The organism is Hymenobacter fastidiosus (assembly GCF_039539565.1).
Classification (GTDB): Bacteria; Bacteroidota; Bacteroidia; order Cytophagales; family Hymenobacteraceae; genus Hymenobacter; species Hymenobacter fastidiosus.
Window position 1 is genome coordinate 156,176 of record NZ_BAABDJ010000002.1, and the last position, 23,255, is coordinate 179,430.

22 protein-coding genes are annotated in these 23,255 nt (G+C 65.2%); 13 read left to right on the top strand and 9 right to left on the bottom strand.

Translation table 11 applies throughout. From position 1 onward, the window contains the following. Positions 1 to 85 precede the first annotated feature (85 nt). On the top strand, positions 86 to 454 hold the full coding sequence (locus tag ABD833_RS01445) for a hypothetical protein (protein WP_345070485.1): 369 nt from the start codon (positions 86 to 88) through the stop codon (positions 452 to 454). Between the two features lie 359 nt (positions 455 to 813). Here ABD833_RS01445 and ABD833_RS01450 read toward each other — a convergent pair whose 3' ends face one another. Together ABD833_RS01450 and ABD833_RS01455 are read right to left on the bottom strand one after the other, a co-directional pair. Next, positions 814 to 1,761 (bottom strand): NmrA family NAD(P)-binding protein, encoded by a 948-nt coding sequence (locus ABD833_RS01450; RefSeq protein WP_345070486.1) that lies wholly within the window; start codon positions 1,759 to 1,761, stop codon positions 814 to 816. A 292-nt stretch (positions 1,762 to 2,053) separates the two neighbouring features. Next, positions 2,054 to 4,498 (bottom strand): zinc-dependent metalloprotease, encoded by a 2,445-nt coding sequence (locus tag ABD833_RS01455; RefSeq protein ID WP_345070487.1) that lies wholly within the window; start codon positions 4,496 to 4,498, stop codon positions 2,054 to 2,056. Positions 4,499 to 4,789: 291 nt separating this feature from the next. Here ABD833_RS01455 and ABD833_RS01460 point away from each other — a divergent pair, with 291 nt between their 5' ends. From ABD833_RS01460 to ABD833_RS01475, 4 genes are all read left to right on the top strand, one after another. Then, a complete protein-coding gene (locus tag ABD833_RS01460; RefSeq protein WP_345070488.1) occupies positions 4,790 to 5,443 on the top strand; it encodes a class I SAM-dependent methyltransferase in 654 nt (217 codons plus the stop codon). 281 nt (positions 5,444 to 5,724) lie between these two features. Continuing rightward, the gene (locus tag ABD833_RS01465) at positions 5,725 to 6,162 is read left to right on the top strand and encodes a hypothetical protein (protein WP_345070489.1); all 438 of its coding nucleotides are present in this window, start codon (positions 5,725 to 5,727) and stop codon (positions 6,160 to 6,162) included. Between the two features lie 362 nt (positions 6,163 to 6,524). After that, on the top strand, positions 6,525 to 6,953 hold the full coding sequence (locus tag ABD833_RS01470) for a BLUF domain-containing protein (RefSeq protein WP_345070491.1): 429 nt from the start codon (positions 6,525 to 6,527) through the stop codon (positions 6,951 to 6,953). Between the two features lie 148 nt (positions 6,954 to 7,101). Next, positions 7,102 to 7,932, top strand: coding sequence for a phosphatase PAP2 family protein (locus ABD833_RS01475; RefSeq protein WP_345070493.1), 831 nt, complete (start codon positions 7,102 to 7,104; stop codon positions 7,930 to 7,932). Positions 7,933 to 8,110: 178 nt separating this feature from the next. Here ABD833_RS01475 and ABD833_RS01480 read toward each other — a convergent pair whose 3' ends face one another. Next, entirely contained in the window at positions 8,111 to 8,284 is a 174-nt protein-coding gene (locus ABD833_RS01480) for a hypothetical protein (RefSeq protein ID WP_345070494.1), read from the bottom strand. 177 nt (positions 8,285 to 8,461) lie between these two features. On the opposite strand from ABD833_RS01480, the gene ctlX reads away from it, so the two are divergent. After that, positions 8,462 to 9,382 (top strand): citrulline utilization hydrolase CtlX, encoded by a 921-nt coding sequence (ctlX, locus tag ABD833_RS01485; protein ID WP_345070496.1) that lies wholly within the window; start codon positions 8,462 to 8,464, stop codon positions 9,380 to 9,382. Between the two features lie 82 nt (positions 9,383 to 9,464). Here the strand turns inward: ctlX and ABD833_RS01490 are convergent, their stop codons facing one another. The 4 genes from ABD833_RS01490 to ABD833_RS01505 all read right to left on the bottom strand — a co-directional run bounded on the left by ABD833_RS01490 (position 9,465) and on the right by ABD833_RS01505 (position 13,589). Continuing rightward, entirely contained in the window at positions 9,465 to 10,040 is a 576-nt protein-coding gene (locus tag ABD833_RS01490; RefSeq protein ID WP_345070497.1) for a GNAT family N-acetyltransferase, read from the bottom strand. 285 nt (positions 10,041 to 10,325) lie between these two features. Then, the gene (locus ABD833_RS01495; protein WP_345070498.1) at positions 10,326 to 10,847 is read right to left on the bottom strand and encodes a 2'-5' RNA ligase family protein; all 522 of its coding nucleotides are present in this window, start codon (positions 10,845 to 10,847) and stop codon (positions 10,326 to 10,328) included. Positions 10,848 to 10,850: 3 nt separating this feature from the next. Next, a complete protein-coding gene (gene pncA, locus ABD833_RS01500; RefSeq protein WP_345070499.1) occupies positions 10,851 to 11,468 on the bottom strand; it encodes a bifunctional nicotinamidase/pyrazinamidase in 618 nt (205 codons plus the stop codon). Between the two features lie 45 nt (positions 11,469 to 11,513). After that, complete coding sequence (locus ABD833_RS01505; protein ID WP_345070501.1) at positions 11,514 to 13,589, bottom strand: HelD family protein; 2,076 nt, start codon at positions 13,587 to 13,589, stop codon at positions 11,514 to 11,516. 449 nt (positions 13,590 to 14,038) lie between these two features. On the opposite strand from ABD833_RS01505, the gene hutI reads away from it, so the two are divergent. Both hutI and ABD833_RS01515 read left to right on the top strand, forming a co-directional pair. Next, positions 14,039 to 15,292 carry an imidazolonepropionase gene (hutI, locus tag ABD833_RS01510; protein WP_345070502.1) on the top strand — a complete coding sequence of 418 codons (1,254 nt, stop codon included), beginning with the start codon at positions 14,039 to 14,041 and terminating at the stop codon, positions 15,290 to 15,292. 78 nt (positions 15,293 to 15,370) lie between these two features. Continuing rightward, complete coding sequence (locus ABD833_RS01515; RefSeq protein WP_345070504.1) at positions 15,371 to 16,168, top strand: PhzF family phenazine biosynthesis protein; 798 nt, start codon at positions 15,371 to 15,373, stop codon at positions 16,166 to 16,168. A gap of 61 nt (positions 16,169 to 16,229) precedes the next feature. Here ABD833_RS01515 and ABD833_RS01520 read toward each other — a convergent pair whose 3' ends face one another. Both ABD833_RS01520 and ruvC read right to left on the bottom strand, forming a co-directional pair. Further along, on the bottom strand, positions 16,230 to 16,445 hold the full coding sequence (locus ABD833_RS01520) for a KTSC domain-containing protein (RefSeq protein WP_345070506.1): 216 nt from the start codon (positions 16,443 to 16,445) through the stop codon (positions 16,230 to 16,232). Positions 16,446 to 16,467: 22 nt separating this feature from the next. Beyond that, positions 16,468 to 17,103, bottom strand: coding sequence for a crossover junction endodeoxyribonuclease RuvC (ruvC, locus tag ABD833_RS01525; RefSeq protein WP_345070507.1), 636 nt, complete (start codon positions 17,101 to 17,103; stop codon positions 16,468 to 16,470). A 93-nt stretch (positions 17,104 to 17,196) separates the two neighbouring features. On the opposite strand from ruvC, the gene ABD833_RS01530 reads away from it, so the two are divergent. The 5 genes from ABD833_RS01530 (at position 17,197) to ABD833_RS01550 (ending at position 23,140) form a co-directional block, all read left to right on the top strand. Continuing rightward, positions 17,197 to 18,237, top strand: coding sequence for a lysylphosphatidylglycerol synthase transmembrane domain-containing protein (locus ABD833_RS01530; RefSeq protein ID WP_345070508.1), 1,041 nt, complete (start codon positions 17,197 to 17,199; stop codon positions 18,235 to 18,237). Beyond that, on the top strand, positions 18,234 to 19,415 hold the full coding sequence (locus ABD833_RS01535) for a glycosyltransferase (RefSeq protein WP_345070509.1): 1,182 nt from the start codon (positions 18,234 to 18,236) through the stop codon (positions 19,413 to 19,415). The genes ABD833_RS01530 and ABD833_RS01535 overlap by 4 nt, the downstream gene beginning before the upstream one ends. A 210-nt stretch (positions 19,416 to 19,625) precedes the next feature. Continuing rightward, positions 19,626 to 19,979: a hypothetical protein gene (locus tag ABD833_RS01540; protein WP_345070511.1), complete on the top strand. Its 354-nt coding sequence runs from the start codon at positions 19,626 to 19,628 to the stop codon at positions 19,977 to 19,979. Between the two features lie 105 nt (positions 19,980 to 20,084). Beyond that, complete coding sequence (locus ABD833_RS01545; RefSeq protein ID WP_345070512.1) at positions 20,085 to 22,508, top strand: TonB-dependent receptor; 2,424 nt, start codon at positions 20,085 to 20,087, stop codon at positions 22,506 to 22,508. A 38-nt stretch (positions 22,509 to 22,546) separates the two neighbouring features. After that, positions 22,547 to 23,140: a hypothetical protein gene (locus tag ABD833_RS01550; protein ID WP_345070514.1), complete on the top strand. Its 594-nt coding sequence runs from the start codon at positions 22,547 to 22,549 to the stop codon at positions 23,138 to 23,140. The last annotated feature ends 115 nt before the right edge of the window (positions 23,141 to 23,255 follow it).

Sequence of the window (23,255 nt, forward strand, 5' to 3'; positions counted from 1 at the left end):
CGCCCGGCGGAAAACCAGTCTTCAACTCCCGCCCGTTCAAAGCGTATTCCGGGTCACGCACCCCATCGTACTCTGGCTGTCCCTGTTGCTGCTGCCCGTCTTCGGGGCCTTCTTTGGCCTGATCAGCTTCCTGCTTTCCCGCCTGGGCTGGAGCCGCCTGGCAAAGCAATATGCCGTAGCCGCAGTGCCCGCCACCGTTGATCGGACGCTGCTGGCCTATGTGCGCATTGGCCCGGTGAATTATAGAAACGCCGTCCGGGCGGGCATTACCCCGCCGGGCGTGTGGCGGGCTATGCAACAAGCTGCTGAAATTGTTTTTTGGCTGCCCGAACGAGGTAGAGACGCGATACTTCGCGTCTCGGCGTTGAACGACCAGAACCGGGCCGCTTTAACAACCTTAGGACTTACGCAAAACCCTCCTGGTGCCATTTCACGCAGTGTTTCGCCGTGTTAAACCGCAGGGTTTCGCAGTGTTTAACGTCCTCGCACTGCGAAACCCTGCGGTTTAACACGGCGAAACACTGCGTGAAAGCATTTCGCGTAAGTCCTAAACCTGATGTTACGCAGGCAAATTTGGCAACTGGTGTTTCAAGTCGTTTCTCGTTGCTTGTTTCTCGTTGCTTGTTTCTCGTTTCTGGTTGAATGTGCGCCCAAAAAACGGCTCAAAAACGGCCAACCAGAAACAAGCAACCAGCAACAAGTAACAGACTGCGTAACAGCAGTAACAACATCAGCATGCGGGAGACGCGAAGGGTCGCGTCTCTACCTCGTTCAGCCGTCAGTTTCTCCGCACCGCCACACTTCGGCCCTTAACTAAGCTTTGGCGGCCAGCACTTCCCGCACCGAAGTCCACCGGATACCGGGGTAGCGGGCGTTATCCAGGGAGGGTAGCTTGGCCTGGCCGCTGAGCATATTGTGCAGGTACTGCATTCCCTGCCAGGGCGGAAATACGTCGTCCTTGGCGGGCATCAGGGTTTTGGTCACCTGGATCATGGTGCCGAGGAAACCCAGGCTGCCGGCCCGGAACAGCTTGTATTCCTGCCCCGTGGCGGCGCGGGCGGCGGCCTGCACCCCGCGGATGCTGGCTACTTCGCCGGCCACGCACAGGTAGCGGGGCGTGGTGGCATCAAGGGCCGCGGCGGCCGTAAACTCAGCGGTGTTCACCATCGTGGTGAAGTCCAGGGGCTGGTCGGGGCTGCCCCAGTAAAGCACCCGGCGCGGGCCCGCCAACACCACCGGGGCCTGCCCCGTGAGCAGATCGGCGAACATGCCGTTGAAGATGGACGTGGCCTGAATGGGCGCCTGGTCGAGCCGGCGGGCAAACTCGCGGCGCAGGTCGAAGTTGCGGTTGGAGCCCTCGGGCAGCCGGGTGAAGTCGGCGGAAAAGTCGGAGGGGATAAAGCGCGGCACGCCGGCCGCCACCGCCGCGTCGAGCAGCTGGGTCTGCGCGTCCACAATCACCGCCCGCAGCCCCGACAAGGCCGACACCACGCAGGTTGCGCCGGCGCAGGCTTTCGTCAGCTCGGCCGCATCGTTGTAGTCTACGGCCACTACCTCCACACCCTGGAGCCGGAGCGAATCGGCCTCCGCCTTGGCGCTGGCCGCGGGTCGCACGAGGGCCCGCACGGTAGCGCCCCGCTGGCGCAGCTGGTGGGCAATCAGCAGGCCCAGCGCGCCGGTAGCGCCGGCCAGGACGATGGTTCCCGGCGCGGCAGCGGTTTCGGGAGAGTTGTCGGTACGCGGGGCAGACATAGTAGCCATAAATCTTCCTGGATGAGGGTGCCAGCTTATCGGGCCGGGGAACTTTGCTAACCTGCTCGGATCCGGCCGGTCATCGGGAGTCGGTAATACCGCTCTGCTTCCGGTAATGTTGTTGCCGACGAGCAGATGGTAGGCGCGGCAACGGAGGCGGGTGCCAGCTGCGGGGCTTTCCCGGGGAGAGAGGGGATAAGGGTAATAAAAGCCCGTCATGCTGAGCGCAGCCGAAGCATGACGCCTCCTTTGTAGTATTTGGGAACAACTCTATTATGTGCATGTGCCAATCCAGTGCTCCTCAAAACCCTTCGCAGCCGTCGTCGCCGATGGGGGCGCCGTCGGGCATGGGCAGGGTAGGGGCGGGCTGGAATTTCTCGGGGGCTTCTTCAAACTGGCCGATGGTGCGCAGGGCCGCCAAGGCCGTGGCGCGGCGGCCCTCGTCTTTGGCGGACTTCTGTTCTTTCTGCAACCGGGTTTTCAGCTCATCCACTTTCAGGGCTGCCAGGGCTTGCACGCCGGCCGGCGCCTGCGGGGCGGCGGCCAGGGCCAGCAGCTTGTGCAGGGTGAGGGTTTGCACCAGGCGCTGCAGCTCGCCGGGGTAGCCGGTCTCGGGCTTGCTGCCCCAGGTCCGGGCCAGCAGCTTGTCCAGCACCGCGGCCAGGCCGGGCTGCCCGGGGTGGCGGGCGTGGTATTCCTGCAGGCGGGCGGCCCGCTGGGGGTTGAGCAGGAAGTCCAGCGTGGTGGCCGCCGCCGACTCGGCCGCGCCGGTGGGGTCGAAGGTGAGGCCGGTGCGGGTGGGGAAGGTCTCGCGGCTGCGGGCGTAGTTCACGGGGCGGGGCGGAATCTTGGCCAGCAGCTCCTCCGACAACGCCAGCTCCCGGGGTGAAATCGTGCGCAGCAGCGCCTCGAACGCCAGCCACTGCTCGGCCGGCTCCACGAACCGGGTGATGGTCTGGCCGTCGCCCTTCACGGCGTAGGTGTAGTAGAGGCCGCCGATTTCTTTGGCCGCGGCTTCCACCTGGTAGCGCTGGAGCAGGTAGATCGGGACCAGCACTTCCTCCAGCAGGGCCATGGGCTGCCCGGGGGCCAGGGCGTTTTCGGAGAAGCGCGCCAGCAGCTGCCGGCGCACGTCCATCAGGCGGTTGAGCTCGGCGGCGGCGTTGGGGCCTTCGTCCCAGAGGTGGGCGGCGGGGTGGGCCCCGCCGGGCGCGCGGGCGTCGGCGTCGGAAATAAACGCGTAGCCCTCGGCCAGGGTCCGGGTCATAATGGCTTGCAGGGCCGCAGCCTCGTCGGCGGTTGGGCCGAAATCCTGGTAGCCGTAGAGGATGGCGCGCTTGTCCCAGCTGCCGATGCCGGTGGCGTAGGCCTCGCTCAGGTCGATGCTGCCGTCGGGGCGCGTTTTGATGCGGGGCATGGGGTAGTCCATCACCGAGGCCCGCTCCTGGGTGCTGGCCGAGTAGTTGTGGTAGAGCCCCAGGGTGTGGCCCACCTCGTGGGCGGAAAGCTGGCGCAGGCGGGCTACGGCCATGCGCAGCATCTCGGGGTTTCTGGGCTGCCCGTCGGCGTAGGGCTGGAGCAGGCCCTCGGCAATCAGGAAATCCTGCCGCACCCGCAACGAGCCCAAGGATACCTGCCCCTTGATGATTTCGCCGGTGCGCGGGTCCGAAATCGACGCGCCGTACGACCAGCCCCGGGTGGAGCGGTGCACCCACTGAATCAGGTTGTAGCGGATGTCCATCGGGTCGGCATCTGCGGGCAGCAGCTTCACCTGAAAGGCGTTGCGGTAGCCGGCGGCCTCGAAGGCCTGGTTCCACCACGCGGCCCCTTCCAGCAAAGCCGAGCGCACGGGCTCGGGCGCGCCCCGGTCGAGGTAGTAGATGATGGGCTGCACCGGCTCGCTCACGGCCGCGGTGGGGTCCTGCTTGCGCAGGCGGTGCCGCACCAGCTGCCGCTGCATAATGGGCTGGTCGATGGGCGTGGCGTAGTCCATGAACTCGTTGGCGTAGTAGCCGGCCCGCGGGTCGAAGGCGCGGGGCTGATAGTTGGCGTCGGGCAGCTGAATCAGCGAGTGGTGCATGTGCACCGTCACGGCGTTGGCGTCGGGCGTCACCGAGCTGATTTCCCGGCCCTTGGCTTTGCCAACGAGGGTGATGAGGGCCTCGAACTCGGAGTTCTGCGGAAAGCCCTTGGTATTGGGCAGGAAAACGGCCGACCGGCTTTCATCGGCTTTGTAGGTGCCCTGCTTCAGGTCTTCCAGCTTGTCGCCGATCAGGTGGCTGTCGCGCAGCAGAAACGGGGTGAAGTCGACCAGCACCCGGTTGCCTTCCCGGGCCTCGGCCTTGAAGCCCCAGACGACGGACCGGGCAAAGGCCTGCTCCACCGATCTGCGCTCGTCGGCGTTGGTGCTCACGGCACGAAAGTCGTAGTTGGGCTGGAGCAGCATAATCTTGGGGCCGCTGCGCACGAACTTCACGATGCGGGTCTGCCCGATCTGGCCCCGGTCCAGGCCCAGGTCGTTGGAGCCCACGCCCTGGGGCAGGGAGCTGACGTAGAGGATTTCCTGGTCGAGCTTATCAATTTCGAGGAGAATCCGGCCGCTGGCCTCGTCCCAGTAGAAGGGAAAGAAGCCGGCAAATTTCTGCATCCCTTTGGTTTTTTCGGCCAGGGTCTGGGCGGCGGTACCGTGGGCGTTGAGCAGCAGCAGCAGCAGCAGGCCAGGCAGGAGCGGGTAGAGTTTCTTCATGCGGTAGAACGGGGCGAAAGCCACTGCCAACAGAACGGGCCGCCCCAGGCGCCGGCGTGGTTTCCGGCCCTGGGGGCGGCTCTTTAGGGCAGGCCCTGAAGGTATAGCTTTCCCCGATATTCCCCGCGGCGCGAACGGTAGGGGCTTATTTTGCCCGGGGGGCTACGGCGGCCAGTTCTTTCCCGCGGCAGAACCTGCGCTGACCGGGGGCGCGTGGCAGCATGCGGCGCCCGAAACCGGGCCGGTCGTTCGGCGGTTAATTGTGCCTAGTTCCGCTCCAACCCCGGCTTCATGACTTCTGACCCCAGCTCCGCCTTTCCGCCCGGCACGTTTCGGCGGCAGGACGAAACCCCCGACGCCCACTTCTACCAGCATCCCCGCTTCGTCACCCATATCGATGAGGCGGCTATCGCGGCCGTTACCCGGCTCTACGGCGACTATTTCCCAGCCCACGGCACGCTGCTCGACCTGATGAGCAGCTGGATAAGCCACCTGCCGGCCGACGTACCGTATGCGCGGGTGGTGGGCCTGGGGCTGAACGAAGCCGAGCTGCGCGCCAACCCCCGGCTGGCCGCCTACGTGGTGCAGGACCTCAACCAGCAGCCGGCGCTGCCTTTCGACGATAATACTTTCGACGGCGCGGCCATCTGCGTTTCCATCGACTACCTGACCCAGCCCGTGGCCGTACTGCGCGAGCTGGCCCGGGTGCTGCGCCCCGACGCTCCGCTGGTCATCACCTTTTCCAACCGCTGCTTCCCCAGCAAAGCCGTGGCCGCCTGGCACGCCCTCGACGACCGCGGCCACCTGGCGCTGGTGCAGCAGTACCTGCGGGCCGCCGGCGGCTGGCACGACCCCGAGCTACTCGACCGCAGCCCCGACCCCCGCCGCTCCGATCCGCTTTTTGCCGTGATTGGGCGGGTAGCCAAAGCCGCCGGGGCAAGCTAAGGGCAGAGGACGTCGTGGGGTTGAGGCAAAGTAGAGTTTAGGACTTACGCAAAATGCTTTCACGCAGTGTTTCGCAGTGTTAAACCGCAGTGTTTCGCAGTGCGAGGACGTTAAACACTGCGAAACACTGCGGTTTAACACTGCGAAACACTGCGTGAAATGGCACCAGGAGGGTTTTGCGTAAGTCCTAGAGTTGATAGGCTCGGAAAAGATGAGCTACTTGCCTCCCGGTGGTTCTCAAAACCCGGGCACACCACCCCCTGCCTGCTACTGCTCAAAACATGAAGCTTATCACGGAAAGAGCCGCCGCTAATGGCCTGCTGATTATTCTTTCGGCCGTGGTGCTGTTTCATGTGCTGGTGCTGCTCCGGGTAATTCCTTTCGCGATAGTATGGGGTGGCCGCCTGACCGACGAAACCCAGCTGCTGACTTTCGAAACCGTTTCCATCCTGCTCAACCTCATGATGCTCACGGCGGTGGCGGTTAGGGCCGGCCTTGTGAAGGTGCGTCTGCCCCGCCTACTGCTCCCAACCATTCTCTGGAGTATGACCGGCCTGTTCCTGGCCAACACCGTAGGGAATCTGCTGGCAACGACGGCTTTCGAAAAGCTGGTTTTTACCCCGCTAACGCTGTTGCTAGCCCTGTTTAGCTTACGATTGGCGCTCAGCAAGCCCGCCCGGCCACTGGTGGAGCTCCCCGCCGGGGATACCAAACGGTAAGGTATCCGCGGGCTACCTAAGCGGGAAGCCCACCTGTTTGGCAGGGAACCGGGTTCAATGGAAATAGGGCTTCCACACTTTAGGTTCGAGGTGATTTGCACGCAGTGTTTCGCAGGGGTTTTGTTGAACGGCACTGCAGAACACTGCGTCCTTCCACTGCGCAACACTGCGTGAACCGTTACTAGGCCAGGAGTGCGTAAGTCCCGGGAAAGTAAATCATCAACGCCGACGACCACTCCCAGGCCTGACTGCGAACCAGTTCAGCTTGTTTTCCGGTCCTTAATCGGCTACCTTGATTCTGATAGCCGATCTTAAAAGCCATTGCGTAGGCTGACGGTTACGCCCGGGCATACTTTTCTGCTATGCATCATATCGTCTACCAAAGCTGTGCCGTGGGGCATCCGACCAGAGCGGATCTCAGATTCCTGCTGCAGCAGTCCCACGCCAACAACAGCCAGCTGGGTATCACGGGTCTGCTCCTCTATGGCAACGACAACTTTCTGCAGGTTCTGGAAGGGCCGGCGGCCCCCGTGCAGCAGCTATATGATCGGATCAGGGCCGACCACCGCCATACGGCCATCATAACGCTGGCCGATGGAGCTATTGAGGAGCGCGTTTTTATGGACTGGTCCATGGGCTTTCAAAGGCTGTCCGACGACGACTTCCTGCGGCTGATCGGGTACCTCAACCCGCACCGCGCCGACTTTTCGGACCCCTACCCGTCGGATATCGATGAAGGGATGCTGGTTTTGCTCAAGTCCTTCGTGGTGAACGACGGGGTGAGGTGGTAGAGCCCGCCGCCGGAAACACGTATCTCGTTCGTCTTCGGACGAACCTCGTGGGTTGGCGGGGCGCTACGACCCGAATATCAGCCCGACATCCGGGAGCCTAACCCTACCGTTGGGTTCCGCGTTTCAGCTTCATACTTTTCCAGGTTCTATGAAGCCCGCCTACTCTCTCCTGCTGGCCCTTACGCTGCTGACGGCGGTTCCCGCCGCTACCGCCCAACAGGCTCCGGCCTCGCCCTACCACACCCGCTTAGGGGTTGATGGACCGATTATTCTGGGGCTGGGCGCTGTCAATGGCCTGGGGCTGTACCTGGTGCAGCAGAAGGATGGGGCTACCGAAGCCGAGCTGGCCGCGCTTAACAAGAACGACGTACCCAAGTTCGACCGGTTCGCGGCGGGCAACTACAGCACCCGGGCCCAGACGGCAAGCGACCTGCTGTGCTACGGTTCGCTGGTGGTCGCGCCGGGTTTGCTGGCCCTGAACGAGCCGGCCCGCGGCCGCTACGGCCAGGTGCTGGGGCTCTACCTGGAAACGATGGCCACCACGGCGGCTATGTTCACCATGACGGTGGGTACGGTGTACCGCCTGCGCCCGTTCGTGTACGGCCCCGAAGGCGGCGCCAAGCGCACAAGCAAGATTACGACGAACTCCTTTTTTGCCGGCCACACGGCCCACACGGCTACGGCCACGTTTTTCGCGGCCAAGGTCTTCCACGATTTCAACCCCAGTTCAGCGGCCCAGCCCTTCGTGTGGGGCGCAGCAGCGCTGGTGCCGGCGGCCGTAGCCTACTACCGCATGGAAGCCGGCAAACATTTTCTCTCCGATAACATCGTGGGCTACGCCATCGGCACCACGGTAGGCATTGTGGTGCCGCAGCTGCACAAGTCGGGGCGTCGCCCCGGCTATTCCTTCAGCCCGGTGCAGGGGCTGAACGTGAACGGCCATTCCTACGGGGGGCTGCTGATTACCAAACGGCTATAAGTCAGCGGTGGCAGCTCTGCGGAGTCTTAGCTGTTGGCCAGCCAGTGCTGAGCGGCTTGCTCCTCCACAAAAAGCTGCGCCCGGAAGGGCCGCGTTTCGTAGTGTTCCGGTAGGGGCGCGTCGCCCCGGGCTTCCATTTCCGCCAGCAGCGTGGGTGAAACCAGGTAAGCCAGATAGGTTAGCTGCTCCGGACAATTGCCGGGCTGGGGAAAAAAGTGGTCAGCAGCTCCGGCCGGTAGCTGATGTCGCGGCGCAAATCAATCAGCCAATGCGGGCAGCCGTGCTGCCGGGAGGCATCCGGCAGCAGCGCGTACGCCTCCTGAATCTCCGGCCCGGCGAGCGGGCGCAGCATGCGGTTGATGATCAAGCAGCAGCATCCCGGTAGCTTAACTCCAGAAATTCCCGGGCCGGCAAGGCGTGATACATTTTGCCGGGAAAGGGGCAGAAAATTAGGTACGGCTGAAGCGGCCGCTGCTTGGGCCAAGTCCGTCGCCAGTGCTACTATCACCGCGAATTTCTTGCTTTACGTATGCAAGCTGCTTCCACTGTATTTCTGGTCCGGCCCGTGCGGTTCGGCTTCAATCCCGAAACGGCCGCCTCCAACCACTTTCAGCAGGCCCCGGCCGGGCCCGACGACGGAGCCGTGCAGGCGCGGGCCTTTGCCGAGTTCGACGCCCTGACGGTTATCCTGCGCGCCAAAGGCGTACGGGTACTGGTCTTCGATGATACGGCGGTACCCGCCAAGCCCGACGCCGTATTTCCCAACAACTGGCTCACCCTGCACGCCGATGGCCGCGTGTTGCTCTACCCCATGTGTGCCCCCAACCGCCGGGCCGAGCGTCGCCCCGATATTCTTGCCGAGCTGGGCCGGCAGTTTCAGATCCGCGAGGTTCTCGACCTGTCGGGCTATGAGCAGCAGGGGCGGTTTCTGGAAGGCACGGGCAGCCTCATCTTCGACCATGAGCACCGCGTGGTCTACGCCAGTCTCTCGCCGCGCACCGATGCCGGCCTGCTGGCCGACGTAGCCGCCCGGCTGGGCTACCGGCCCGTGGCTTTCCGCTCCGCCGATGCGCAGGGCCAGGAAATCTACCATACCAACGTGATGATGGGAGTGGGTCCGGGGTTTGCCGTGGTATGCCTGGATAGTATCCGGGACGCCGCCGAGCGGGCAGCGGTGGTCGATTCGCTGACCGCTACCGGCCACGCGGTAATCCCCATTTCGTTGGCGCAGGTGGGGTGTTTCGCGGGGAATATGCTCGTGCTTCGCCCCGCCGCCGGACCCGATTTGCTGGCCCTGTCGCAGCGGGCTTATGCCAGCCTGACGGACGGGCAGCGCCGGGCGCTGGCGCAGTACTGCGAGCTGCTGCCGCTGGCCATTCCCACCATCGAAACGATTGGGGGCGGCAGCGTACGGTGTATGCTGGCGGAAGTGTTTTTGCCGGCGCCGTAATCCGCTGACTGCTGGCTGCTGGCTTGCCAGGGCCGCTTGGTCGCCGGGCCCCGCTGGAGTATTCGGTGGTGGCGGAGAAACGCTAAGCGAGGCAGGCCAGCGCGGCCTGGCCGGTGGCGGCCGGGAGGCCCTGGGCGTACCATTCGTCTTCCAGCATGCTCATTTCCACCAGGCTCCAGTAGGCCCCCTCGTAGAGCAGAATGTCGCGGGAAACGCCCTCGATGGTCAGGCCGCTTTTCTGGTAGCAGCGGATGGCGGCCTCGTTGAAGGAATACACGCCCAACTCGATGCGGTGCAGGTTCAGCTGCTCGAAGCCGATGCGGAGCACTGCCGTCACCATAGCCTGCCCGATACCCCGGCCCCGCGCCTGCATGTCGCCTACCAATACCCGGCTGATGCGCGCCGAGCGGTTTTTTCGGCTCAGGCCGCCCAGCGAAATGTGGCCCACGGTAGCACCGGTCGCCGTATCCACGGCCTTGTAGACGAAGGCATCGGAGGTAGGCAGCTCGTTCGTGTCCTCGATGTACCAGGCCAGGCTGGCCGGCGTGAGGGGGAAGCTGAACATGGCGCCCGACCAGTTCATCATCAGCTGTTCGTCCTTCACCCAGGCAATGAGTTGCGGGAAATCGGCAGGGGTGAAGGGCTCCAGTCTGATCATGGGAAGGCGGGGGGTAAAAGCGAAGAGGAAAGCGAAAGGCGCGCAGTGGTATTCCGGCGGACTCCGACTGGCAAAGATACCTAATCGGGGCGGTATAATTGGGCTTTTCCGAAGGCGGGGACCGTAGTAATTTTCGCGCCGCCGCCAGCAAAGTACCCTCCCGGAACCCCCGCTGCATGCTCCGCAGTTCCCGCTTCGGCGCGCTTAGCCGCCCCTGGTTTTTGAATAGGGCCCAAAGGCCGCGGCGGCCGCGCTTTTGGGCGGCCAGGCCGCCAGCCTCTGCCCTCAGCCGCCAAATGCAAACGTGGCCAGCGCCTCCCACGGGCCGCCCCGGTAAGCCCACAGCTGCAGCCCGGTGCCCAGCGCCGCGAAGGGCGTGAAGCCGGCCGTGAGCTGCTCGTGTAGCGCCCGGGCCACCGCGGTCGGCACCTTGTTCTGCACCGTAACGTGGGGCCGGCGGCGCTGCTGGTCCTGGGGCGTAAGGTCAGCAAGCCACCGGGTCTGCAGCTCGCGGTGCAGCTCTTCCACGGCGGCGCTTTCGAGCCGGTAGGCCACGCCCTGGCCCAGAAACTGCACGCCGGCCACCTGCAGCGGCAGCGGGGCCAGCTCCCGGCAGCGCGCCCGTAGCTGCTCCGTGATTTCGGCGCGGCGGGGGCCGGGCAGGTGGTGAAACAGCGTGAGGTGAGCCGCCAGGTAGTTGCGGGCCGGGGGAAAGTGCGCCTGCCGCAGGGCGTTGAAAAACGCGGCGGCTTCCGCGTTCAGCGCCAGCGTCAGAATCAGCGGGGCGTTCGGGTCGGGCGTAGTCATGGGTCAGGCGGGCCGCAGAATGGCGGAGCTTTGGATGAGGTGGCCGCCCTGTTCGATAAGGGCGGCTTTGGCTTTTTCGAACCCCTCGGCGCTGATGGCCCGGGTGGCATCCGCGAGCAGAAACGTGGCAAACCCCTCGCGCAGCGCGTCCAGGGCGCTGAAAAATACGCAGTAGTCGGCGGCCAGCCCCGCCACGTACACCGCCGTCACCTGCCGGCCGCGCAGGTAGTCGGCCAGGCCCGTGGATTTTTGGTGGCCATTGTCGTGGAAGCCGCTGTAGCTGTCGATTTCCGGGCTGGTGCCCTTGCGGACAATAGCTTCGATCCGGTCCTGTGCCAGGGCGTCGGCCAGCTCCGCGCCCGGCGTGCCCTGCCGGCAGTGGTCGGGCCAGAGCACCTGGGGCAGCCCGTGCAGCTCGGTAAGGTCGAACGGCTGCCGCCCCGGGTGACTGCTGGCAAAGCTCTGGTGTCCGGCCGGGTGCCAGTCCTGGGTGGCTACCACCAGGTCGAAGTGCGGCTGAAGCTGGTTGATCAGCGGAATAACGGCGTCGCCGTCGGCCACGGCCAGCGCCCCACCGGGCAGGAAGTCGTTCTGAAGGTCGATAATCAGCAAAGCTCTCATAGCACGAAAGTAAAACCGCGGCAGGGAAGCTGGCCCCAGCGCGCTTCAGGTGGATAAGAACGCGGTGAGGTCTCCTGAATACGTCAGCGTGAGCTGGTGCATGGCCCGGGTGCAGGCGATGTAAAGGATGCTCCTGTCCACATCCGTTTTATAGTTACGGGCGGAGGCAAAAGGTACGATGACCGCGTCGAACTCCAGGCCCTTCGCCAAATGGGCCGTGGTGATGATGACCCCTTCTTTGAAGGCTGTAGATTCTGCCGTGAGCAGATGAACCTCCGGGGCCTGAAGTGCCTGATACGCCTGTACTGCCTGCCGGAGGGTTTTGCAGATGATGCCCAGGGAATGATTGGCGGAGCTGTTGAAGGCGGTAATCAGCTGCCGGATTGCCTGCAACTCCTCGTTCTGGCTGTTGCAGCGCGCCACAACGGGCTCATGGCCATGCCTTTCCAGCGGAATGATGAGGGGATTAGGCGTGATCCGCTGCGCGAAGGCCGTAATCTCGACGGTAGAGCGGTAGCTGCGGTAGAGCTTCACTACGTCGGCCTGCGGGAAGACGCGTTCGATGGTTTCGGCCGAGGAAGCACTGTATGGGTTCACCGTCTGGCTTACATCGCCCAGAATGGTCTTGCGGCAGAGAAACAACCGCGACAATACCGCATATTGAACCGGGGTGTAATCCTGCATCTCGTCCACCAGCAGGTGCTTTACCTGATCGTAGGCGGTAAGGCCTTCCAGGCGCAGGCGCAGGTAAATCAAGGCAAAGACATCGGCGTACTCCAGCGTCAGGCGCGGGTCGGTCCTGAACAGCTCCGGCTGACCGATCCAGCGGTAAAAATCCCGGTACAGGTCCAGTACCTGGTGGAGCCTGAACATGCGCGGAATAGCTTCCCCGATCGTGGCTTTCTCCGACCCGGTTAGCTTGCGGCGGGTGGCATCGCGCACGTAGGCCCGGACATCTTCGGCCACCAGCGCAAATCGTTTTAAGATCGGAACCCGGTGGTAGGTCCTGAACTTCTCCTGAATCAAGGAGCGGGGAACAGTGGTTTGCCCAACCCGGATATCGGTAACAGTGAAGTAGTTATTCTCGATATGGATGAGGTACTGGTTGAGCTTGCTGAGGAACTCAAATGATGATTTAAACCGGATGCGCTCGATGAAAGCCGGGTCGTGCTGATCCAGCAGCGCGGACACCTGCTCGAAGAAGGTCTGGAACTGGTACCGGTTGTCGAGCAGGTCGGCCGCCAGCTCCTCCATACCCATCTCGGGAATATGCTCTTCGCCCAGCTCGGGTAAGACGTTCGAGATGTAATCCGCGAAGACCTTATTAGGCGAAATAATGAGAATGTCCCTGGCCGCGATGGTTTCCCGGAAACGATACAGCAGGAACGCAATCCGGTGCAGGGCAATCGATGTTTTACCCGAGCCCGCAACTCCCTGGATGACCATAACGGGCGCGGTATCGTTTCGGATTACCGCATTCTGGTCGCGCTGAATGGTCGCGACAATGTTTTTCATCTTGTCGTCGGAAGCCTTGGCCAGCTCGCGCTGCAGCACGTCGTCGTGAATGTTCACGTCGTTTTCGAGCATGAACTCCATGCGGCCGTCCCGGATCTTGTATTGTCGTTTCAGGGCGATGTGGCCCCGGACCGTTCCGGAGGGGTTGGTGTAGAAGGCATCCCCCAGCTCAAAGTCGTAGAACATGGAGGCGATCGGGGCACGCCAGTCGTAGATCAGGTTCCGGCGCTGCCGCTCGTCGGCGAAGGCGTGTATGCCGATGTATACCGGCAACAGGACCTTATCGCGGGGGGCGAAATCAAGGCGGCCAAAGTAAGGGGATTGACTTAGCTTGAGCAGCTTGCGTTTCCTGGTAACGGCCGCTTCCCCGGTAAAGGCCATGCGGTCAATGGACTGGCCGGCGGCTACCATGTCCGCTTCGTCCATGCCGGACTGCTGCTCATGGATATATTGCTTTTTCTGCCGGAGCTCGTCGGAAAACTGCTTCACGGCGTCGTCCACCCGCCTGACAGCCAGCGTCAGCTGCTCCTTGATTTCTTCCAGATATTCTCTTTCTTCTTGTTCTGTTGCGTTCATCACCAGCTGCTCTTGAGGAATAGACCGCAAAATTGACATCAAATTCCAGGCTGGAGCAGAATTATCTCATTTTATTGGCCGCATTGCCTGCCCCGCTGGCCGTGCCATACCCGCCCGCCACCCGCGAGATGCTGCGCTGCGCCCGTCAGGACGGGCTTTGGTTAGGTGTTTTCTTGTTGGGAATAAGTCCGCAGGCCTGTCGATACGGGCCGGGCTCTTTCGTAGCACGGACCGGGGCCTCCCGGCGGAAACTGATGCGCCGGTGCCGGTGCCGGCCGCCCCGCCGACCGCCCTGGTTTTTGGCAGCAGCCGTCAGCCGGGTTCCTCCGCCGAAACGGTTTTTACCAACAAGGAGGCATTTTACCTGACGCCTCTGTCCGGACTGGTTATCCACGAACAGCACGACGGGCCCGGCGGACCAGCCGGGTGGGAGTAGTTTATTTTTCGCAGCTTCGCGCTTCACCTGCCACCGCCTTCTCTTGGCTTACTCGCTTCTTCTGCGCAACTGCGGCCAGCTGCTCACCCTGGCCGGCGGCCCCCCCGACCGCCCCCTGACCGGCGCGGCCCTGTCCGATTGGCGCATCCTGGAAAATGCCTTCGTCGCCTGCGCCGGGCCGACGATAGTGGCCGTGGGCCTGATGGCGGAGCTGGACGAAACCCAGGTGACGGCCGCCACCACCGTAGTGGATGCGGCGGGGCAGGTGGTAATGCCGGGGCTGGTAGAATGCCACACCCACCTGGTGTTTGCCGGCAACCGCGCCCCCGAGTTTCAGCGCAAGCTGCAGGGTGAATCCTACCTCGATATTCTGGCTTCGGGCGGCGGTATTCTGAGTACGGTGCGCGCCACGCGGGCCGCCCCGGAAGCCGGGCTGCTCGACAATGCCCTGCGCCACCTCCACGATTTTCGCCGCTACGGCATCACCACCCTGGAAGCCAAAAGCGGCTACGGCCTCGACCGGGAAACCGAGCTGCGCCTGGTGCGCGTGGCCCGGGAGGCCGGCCGCCGGCAGCCCGTGCGGGTGGTGGTCACCTTTCTGGGGGCCCACGTGGTGCCGCCCGAGTACCGGGGGCGCCCGGCCGACTACCTGGATTTCCTGGCCGCCGACGTGCTGCCGGAGCTGCGGGGCGAGGCCGACTTCGTGGATATTTTCTGCGAGGAAGGCGCCTTCAGCGTCGAAGACTCCCGGCGCTATCTGGAACAAGCCCGGGCGCTGGGCTTTGGCCTGAAGATCCACGCCGAGCAGCTCCACGACCTGGGCGGCTGCGCCATGGCCGCCGCGCTGGGGGCCGTGAGCGTGGACCACTGCGACTACCTCAACCCCGCCGATGCGGCCCGGGTGGCTGCCACGGGCCGCACCGTAGCCGTGCTGCTGCCGCTGGTGCCGCTGTTTCTGCGCCAGGAAAAGTACGCCCCCGGCCGGCAGCTCATCGATCAGGGCGTGCCGGTGGCCGTCAGCACCGATTTCAACCCCGGCTCCTGCCCCGGCAAAAACCTGTGGCTGGCGCTGTCGATGGCCTGCCTTAAGATGGGGCTCACGCCCAAGGAGGCTATTGCCGCCGTTACGCTCAACGCCGCCTGGGCCCTGAGCCTGGCCGCCGAAATCGGGAGCGTGGAAGTGGGCAAGCGGGCCGACCTGCTGGTGCTGGACGTGCGCGACTACCAGGAAATACCCTACTGGCTGGGCGAAAATCCGGTCCGCGACGTTGTCATCGGCGGTAGGGTTTGTGAATAGTATTCAGGAATCAGCAAGCAATAATTTCCCGACCCCCGATTTTGTACTCAGCATCCAAAACTTAAAACGCACCATTCCATGCTGCTGCCGCTCTACCAGATCGACGCTTTCACCGACCGGATCTTTGCCGGCAACCCCGCCGCCGTGTGTCCGCTCACTGCGTGGCTGCCCGCCGAAACCATGCAGGCCATTGCCGCTGAGAATAACCTGGCCGAAACCGCCTTTTTCGTGCCGCGCGAAGGGGCCGACTATGATATCCGCTGGTTTACGCCCACGGCCGAAATAGACCTCTGCGGCCACGCCACGCTGGCTTCGGCCCACGTGCTGTTTCGCCACCTCAATTTTCAGGGTGAGGAGCTTACCTTCCATTCTAAGAGCGGTCCGCTGCGGGTGCGCCACGCCGCCGATGGGCGCTTCACCCTCGACTTTCCCTCGCGCCCGCCCCGGCAGCTGGCCGTGCACCCCACCGGCCTGCGCGACGCCCTGCACGCCACGCCCCTCGACGTGCTGGCCTCCCGCGACCTGGTCACGCTGTTCGGCTCCGAGGCCGAAGTGCTGGCCCTGCATCCTGATTTCGCCCGAATTGCGGCCCTGGAGTACGTGGGCGTCATTGCCACCGCTCCCGGCACCAACGGCATCGACTTCGTATCCCGCTTTTTCGCGCCTAGGGTGGGCGTGCCCGAAGACCCGGTGACCGGCTCGGCCCACGCCACGCTGATTCCGTACTGGGCCGCCCGCCTGGGCAAAAACGTGCTGCGCGCCCGCCAGATTTCCGCCCGCGGCGGCGACCTGTGGTGTGAGCTGCGCGGCGACCGGGCCCTGATGAGCGGCTACGCGGTGACGTATCTGAAGGGCGAGATTGAGATAGGAGAATAGGCGTAGTCGTCCTCTTTAACTGTCCTCCTGCGCTTTGCGCAGGAGGACGGCCGAAAAGCTCTTACCGCACCTGCTCCCGGGTATACGGTCCGCCATCCAGCACCTGGGCCACGAACAGCGCTTTGCCCGGCACGGCCAGCAAGGCCTGATGCACGGCCGCACTCACGCCCACGTAGCGCACTACGCCGCCGTGGCGGTACTCGATTTCCAGCGTCAGCGTGTCGGCCTCGTAGCCGACGGCTTTCAGGGACGTGGAGCGGATGGGCTGACGTTTCATCGGCAGAAAATAAGGCTGAATACTACCTGGCTTTCGCCTTGGGGGCGGTGGCGGCTTTCTTACCGGCTACCGGCGCGGCCAGCTTGTCGGGGTTGTCGGCCAGGAACTTGCCCCAGCTTTTGCCGCCGGCTTTCACGTTGTTGCCCTTCTGGTAGTGGTGGCACAGGGCTACGGCCAGCGCGTCGGTGGCGTCCAGAAACTTGCTGGCTTCCGCGATGGGGGGCAGCGTGAGGGTCTGGCGCAGCATGTGGGCCACCTGCTCCTTGGTGGCGTTGCCCGAGCCCGTTACCGACTGCTTCACCTTGGTGGGCGCGTACTCTACGTAGGGAATCTGGCGCGAGAGGCAGGCGGCAATGGCCATGCCCTGGGCCCGGCCCAGCTTGAGCATACTCTGCACGTTCACCCCGAAAAACGGCGCTTCGATGGCCAGCTCGTCGGGCAGAAACTCGTCGATCAGCTCCAGCATCCGCTCGAAGATCCGCTTGAGCTTCAGGGCGTGGTTGGGGCCGATCTTCTTCATGTCGATGACGTCGTAGCGCAATACGGTCACCTGCTGCCCGCGCACCTCAATCACGGCATAGCCCATGATACTGGTGCCCGGATCGACGCCCATAATGACTTTGGGCAGCAGATCGGGGGAGGCGGAGGGGCGAAGCATAAGGGGGTAATCAGGGAAGAAGGAGCGGGTGGAGCCGGCCGTTGGGCTGCAGTCGGTAACTTGCCGCTTCCAACCATCTGCCGCCCCGTTATTTTGCCTGAGCCTTCTCTACAAAACTACACCCAAAAGCCGGAACAACTGGCCCGGCGGCGGCGCTGGCTGGTCGTGGCGGGCAAGCTGGTCATCACCGGGCTCACCCTGGGGCTGCTCTACCGCTCGGTGTTTGCCGACGTGGCCACGGCCGCCGCGTGGCGGCAGCTGCTGGCTTCGGCCCTGACGGGCGCGGGCCGCGGCCCGGTGCTGGTGGCCCTGGCGCTGGTGCCCGTCAACTGGGGCCTGGAAGCCTGGAAGTGGTGGCGGCTGGCCCGGCACCTGGAGCCCGTGTCGTTCCGGCGCAGCTTCCGGGCCGTGCTGGTGGGCCTCACCCTGGGCTTCGTCACGCCCAACCGCGTGGGCGACTACGCCGGCCGCATCATCGAGCTCAAAAGCCGCCGCCTCGATGCGCTGGGGGCGGTTTTCCTGGGGCGCTACTGCCAGCTGGTCGTTACCGTACTGGCCGGCACGGTGGGGCTGCTGTACTTTCTGCTCACGTTTTACCTGCGTGGCTATCCGGCCTCCGGGCTGGGACTGGTGGTGGCCACGCTGCTCATTAATCTGGCCGTGCTGCTGCCGCTCTACCGCTCCCGCCTGCTGCTGGCGGCGCTGTCATTGGTGCGGCCCCTGCGGCGGTTCCGCCGGTATCTGGCCGTGATGCCCACGTATTCGACGCGGTCCATTCACATCATATTGGCTTTGTCGGGGCTGCGCTACGCGGTGTTCTGCGGGCAGTTTGGGCTGCTGCTGCTGGCCTACGACGCCCGTGCGCCCTTCGGACCGGGCCTCGCGGCCATTGCGGGTACGTTTCTGCTCAAGTCGCTGGTGCCCTCGCTCAATGCCCTGGCCGACGTGGGCGTACGGGAGCTGTCGGCCACCCATCTGTTTGGGCTGCTGCACGAGCCCGCCCTGCCGGTGCTCAGCGCCAGCCTAAGTTTGTGGGTGCTCAATATCGCCCTGCCCAGCGCGGCCGGCCTGCTGTTCGTGCTGCGGCTGAAAGTGTTCCGGAAGCAGAAACCGGATCAGCCCGCCGCGTTATGAGCTGGACTGCCGACGTTTCAGGGAATGGGGTCGGGGCCGCCTTGCTGCTGGCGCCGCTGCTGTACGCCCGGGCCATGCTGCGCTTCCGGCGCGCCTGGCAGCAGCTGTCGCCCCCGCGGCACCCGCCCCCCGGGCCCGCCCAGCCAGTTGTCTCCGCTGGGCCCGTGCTGTCCGTGCTGATTGCGGCCCGCAACGAAGCCCGGAATCTGCCCGCTCTGCTCCGCGACCTGCAGCTGCAAACGCTGTCTGCCGACTATTTTGAGGTGCTGGTGGTGGATGACCATTCCACGGATACCACGGCGGCCGTGGTGCGCGACTGGGCGGCCCGCGTGTCGTATCCGTTGCGGCTGCTTTCTCTGGCCGCGCGGCCCGGCGCGCGCCCCGGGAAAAAAGCCGCCATTGAAATGGCCCTGGCCGGCGCTCACGCTCCCTGGGTGGTCTGCACCGATGCCGACTGCCGCGTGGGGCCTGCCTGGCTGCAAAAGCACGCGGCCCTGGCCGCCGACCCGGCCGTGCAGTTCGTGAGCGGCCCGGTGCTGCTGACGGGGCAGGGCTGGCTGGCGGAGCTGCAGGGCGTGGAGCTGGCGGGATTGGTGGGCGTGGGCGCCGCCGGCATCGGCCGGGGCCGGCCCACGATGTGCAACGGGGCCAACCTGGGCTACCGCAAAGCGGCCTTCGCGGCCGTCCGGGGCTTTGCCGGCAACGAGCACGTGCCCAGCGGCGACGATGAGTTTCTGCTCCACAAGATTCACGCGGCCTATCCGGCGGGCGTCCGGTTTCTGCGCGAGGAAGGAGCCATCGTGCGTACCGCCGCCCAGCCGACGCTGCGGGCCCTGCTGCGGCAGCGGGTGCGCTGGGCCAGCAAGTGGCAGCACTACCAGCACAACGCCCCGCGGCGGCTGGCCGTGCTGGTGCTGCTGGCCAACGTGGCTTTGCTGGCCGGACTGGTGCTGGCTTTTTTCTATCCTGCCCTGAGCCTTTGGGTAGCCGGGGCCTGGCTGCTCAAGCTGGGCTCCGACGTCTGGTTTCTGAGTCCGGTGTTAGGTTTCTTCAGCCGGCGGCGGTGGCTCTGGTGGCTGCCGCTGCTGCAGCTGGCCTACGCCCCGTATGCCCTGGCTACGGGCCTGCTGGGGCTGCGCGGCGGATATATCTGGAAGGGAAGAAAAGTGGGCCGCTGAAGGCAGAGTGGTGCCACGAATGGCCCGGCGGGCTTCGTGGTACCACTATCGTTGAACGATAGGAGGGCCCCGCCTTTTCAGGGCACGGCTAAAAAAACTGCCGGAGTCACCCCCGGAAATGAAAATTTCCGGGCTGCCTGTCTATCTTTACCAGTCCCCGGACCTGACTTTTCGCAGGATACGTGGGTTCTCGTCCGATTCCCCCTGCCCGTGTTCCGCTCTTCTGCCTTCCGTCTGCAACTCTCGGTGCTGCTGCTCCTGCTCTTTGGGCGGGTGCTGGCACCGGAGGCATGGCTGCTGGCGTTGCACGCCCACGAGCACACCCGGGAAGAGCCCGCGCAGGTAGCCGCGGCCGTCCGCAAGGGTCAGCCTCTGCTGACGGCCAGGCACCAGCACTGCCACGTTGACCAGCTCTACGACGTGCCCGCTCTGCGGGCCGGAGCCGTAGCGGTACCCGAGCCCGGATGCCGGGCAGTGTTCGTGGCGCTGGTTATCCCCCGGACGGTGGCGCTGCCCGTCGTTGCCGGGTGCGAGCGGGCCGGCCGCGGGCCCCCGCGGGCGTAGCCCCTCGTGGCACGGTGGGTTTCCGCTGGTGCGCGCTAGTCTGCGCGGCCACCCGTCACCGGTGAGGCGAAGTGCCACTTCGCCCCGCGGCTCCTTTTTCTTTTCATGCGTGTCCTTTTCTGTTCTTCCCCCCGGGGAAGCGGCGGCTGGCGCGTGGTTTCGTTCGTGGCTTGCCTGCTGCCCGGTGCGGCGTATGCGCAGCGGGGGGCTGATATAGCCGTTGCTAGCCATGGAAACGGCCCGGCCGCGGCGTGCAACCTGGCCCTGGCCGGCCGCGTGGCCGACCACGAAACCGGCCAGCTGCTGCCCGGGGCCACCGCCCGCCTGCTCGAAACCAACGATGTCAGTGCCGCCGATGAGTTCGGCAACTACCACTTCCACGTTTGCCCCGGTCTTTACCGCCTCGAAATCAGCTTCGTGGGCTACCGCTCCGAAACGGTGGCGGTGCGCGTGGGCAGCGCCACCGTCCGCAACTTCCGCCTGCACCCCGACGCCGTGCTGCTGCGGGGAGCGGTGGTGCACGGGCAGCGCGTGGCGGCGCCTACGCCCCAGGCCACGGCCACCCTGGACGGTACGGCCCTGCAGGCCACCCGGGGCCAGACCCTGGGCGAGGCGCTGCTGAAGGTGAGCGGCGTGGCCGCCATTCAGACCGGCCCCAGCGTGTTCAAGCCCATGATTCACGGGCTGCACTCCAACCGCGTGGCCCTGTTTAATAACGGGGTGCGGCAGGAAGGCCAGCAGTGGGGGCAGGAGCACGGCCCCGAAATCGACCCCTTCGTAGCCGCCCGGCTCACGGTAGTGAAAGGGGCGGCGGCCGTGCGCTACGGGGCCGACGCCATCGGCGGGGTAGTGCTTACCGCGCCGGCGCCCCTGCCCGACTCGGCCGGGCTCAGCGGCGAAGCCCACCTGGTCGGGGCCAGCAACAACGGGCTGGGCGCAGCTTCCCTGACGGTGCAGGGCAGCCCAAAGCGGGTGCCGGGCCTGGCCGGGCGGGTGGTAGGCACCGTGCGCCGGGCCGGCCTGGCCCGCACCCCCGGCTACCGAATTGCCAACTCGGCCCTGGCCGAGTATAGCTACGCCGGCACCCTGGGCTACGAGCGGGAGCAGTGGGGAGCCGAGGTGTTTTTCAGCCAGTACAATGCGCAGTTAGGGTTGTACCCGCTGCCCGAAAATGCCCGCGCCGCCCAGCAGAACCCGCCCCGGGTAACCCAGGACTTCACCTACGCCATCAACCGGGGCTACCAGGATCTGCGCCACTCGCTGCTGAAAGTGAGCGGCTACTACCGCCTCGGTGGCGGGCGGCTGGGGCTGACGGTGGCCCGGCAGTGGGACGACCGGGGCGAGTTCGACAAGTTCCGGCCCCGCAACGACGCGGCGGCGGCGCGGAACCGGCCCGAGCTGGACTACCGCAACGAGACGTCCACCGCCGAGCTGCGCTGGGAGCCCCGCTCCCGGGGACCTTTCAGCGGTGAGCTGGGCCTGAGCGGCACGTATCAGAACAACACCTACCGCCCCGGCTCCCGCTTCTTCATGCCCTACTACACCAACCAGGCCGTGGGCGCTTACGGCCTGGGGCGCTGGCGGCCCGGCGCCCGGTGGCTGCTCGAAGCCGGCCTGCGCCTGGACCGCCGCACCCTGAACACGCGGCGGCCCACCCGGCCGGCCGGGGTGTTCACGGTGGTGGAAGAAAACTTTACTTATTTCACCCCGGCGGCTTCCCTGGGGGCCGTGTGGGATGCGTCGCCCCACTTCGGGCTGCGGGCTGACGTCAGCGCGAACCGGCGCGCGCCGGCCGCCAACGAGCGGGCCAGCCAGGGCGTCCACGGCGGCATCTACGAGGAGGGCTACGATGTTTCGCGGCCGGCCGGGGCCCCCGCCCTCCGGCCCGAAACGGCCCGGGGACTCAGCCTGAGCGCTACCTGGCACGACAACCCCCGCTTCAACGGCGAGCTGACCATTTACCAGACCTCCTTCGACGGGTATATCTACCAGACGCCCATCCCGGAGGTGCTCAGCGTACGGGGGTTGTTTCCCTCGTTCCGCTACCAGCAGACCGACGCCCGGTTCCGGGGAGCCGACCTGCTGGTCAGCTACCACCTGCTGCTCCCGCTCACGCTGGGGGTGAAGGCGGCCACGGTCTTTGAGCGCGACCGGACCCGGGATGATTACCTGATTCTGGCCCCCGCCGACCGGGCCGAGCTCTGGCTGCGCTACGAGCAGCCGGTTAGCCCGGTTGGCCGGCGCGTGGCCGGCCGGTACGCGCAGGCCGGGGTGCAGGCCGTGGCCCGCCAGACCCGCACGCCCCGGCCCGAAAACGGCCAGGACTACCAGGCTCCGCCGGCGGGCTACTACCTGCTCAACGCCGAAGCGGGGCTGGTGCTGGGCCCGGGTTCCCGCCATCCGCTCAGCCTCGGCGTGAGCGGAACCAACCTGCTCAACACCCGCTACCGCGACTACCTCAACCGGTACCGCTACTACCTCGACGAGCTGGGCCGCAACGTCACGCTCCGGCTCAAACTCAACTTTTAAGACATTCATCAACCTCCATTTTTCATTTCAACGACCCCATGAAATTCACTGCCCACACCCCCAGCCGCCAGCCGGCCCCGGCCAAACTCCTGCTCGCCCTGCTGCTGGCCGCCCCGCTGGTCTTCTCCGCCTGCAAAAAAGATAAGGACGAGCCCGAGCCCGAAGAAGACAACGAGCTGATTACGACCGTCACCTACGCCCTGACGCCGGCTGCCGGCAGCACCGCCCCGGCCGCCACCATCACCTGGGAAGACCTCGACGGCGCCGGCGGCGTGGCCCCGGTTATCACCGGCGGCCCGCTGACCCTGCGCGCCAACACCACCTACACCGGTACGATCACCCTGCTCGACAAAACCAAAAATCCGGTGGCCAACGTGACCGACGAGGTGGCCACCGAGAAAGAAGACCACCTGTTCTTCTACGACCCCACGCCCGCCGGCCTGCTCACGGTGACCCGCACCGACCGTGATGCCAACAACCGCGAAGTGGGCCTGGCAACGCGCTTAGTGACCACGGCCGCGGCCACCGGCACCCTGAAAATCACCCTGCGCCACCAGCCCGGTACGAAGGACGGCACCGCCGGCCCCGGCGACGTGGACGTGGAAGCCACCGTGCCCGTGGCGGTACGGTAGCGCCCTGGTCGGTCGAACGACTGACGACGCTACTTCCTGAAAAAAGCCGGGGTCCGGCATCCGCTCTGTTGGTGAGGCAGGCGGCCGGGCTTACGGGCCGTGGGGGCCTGCAAGC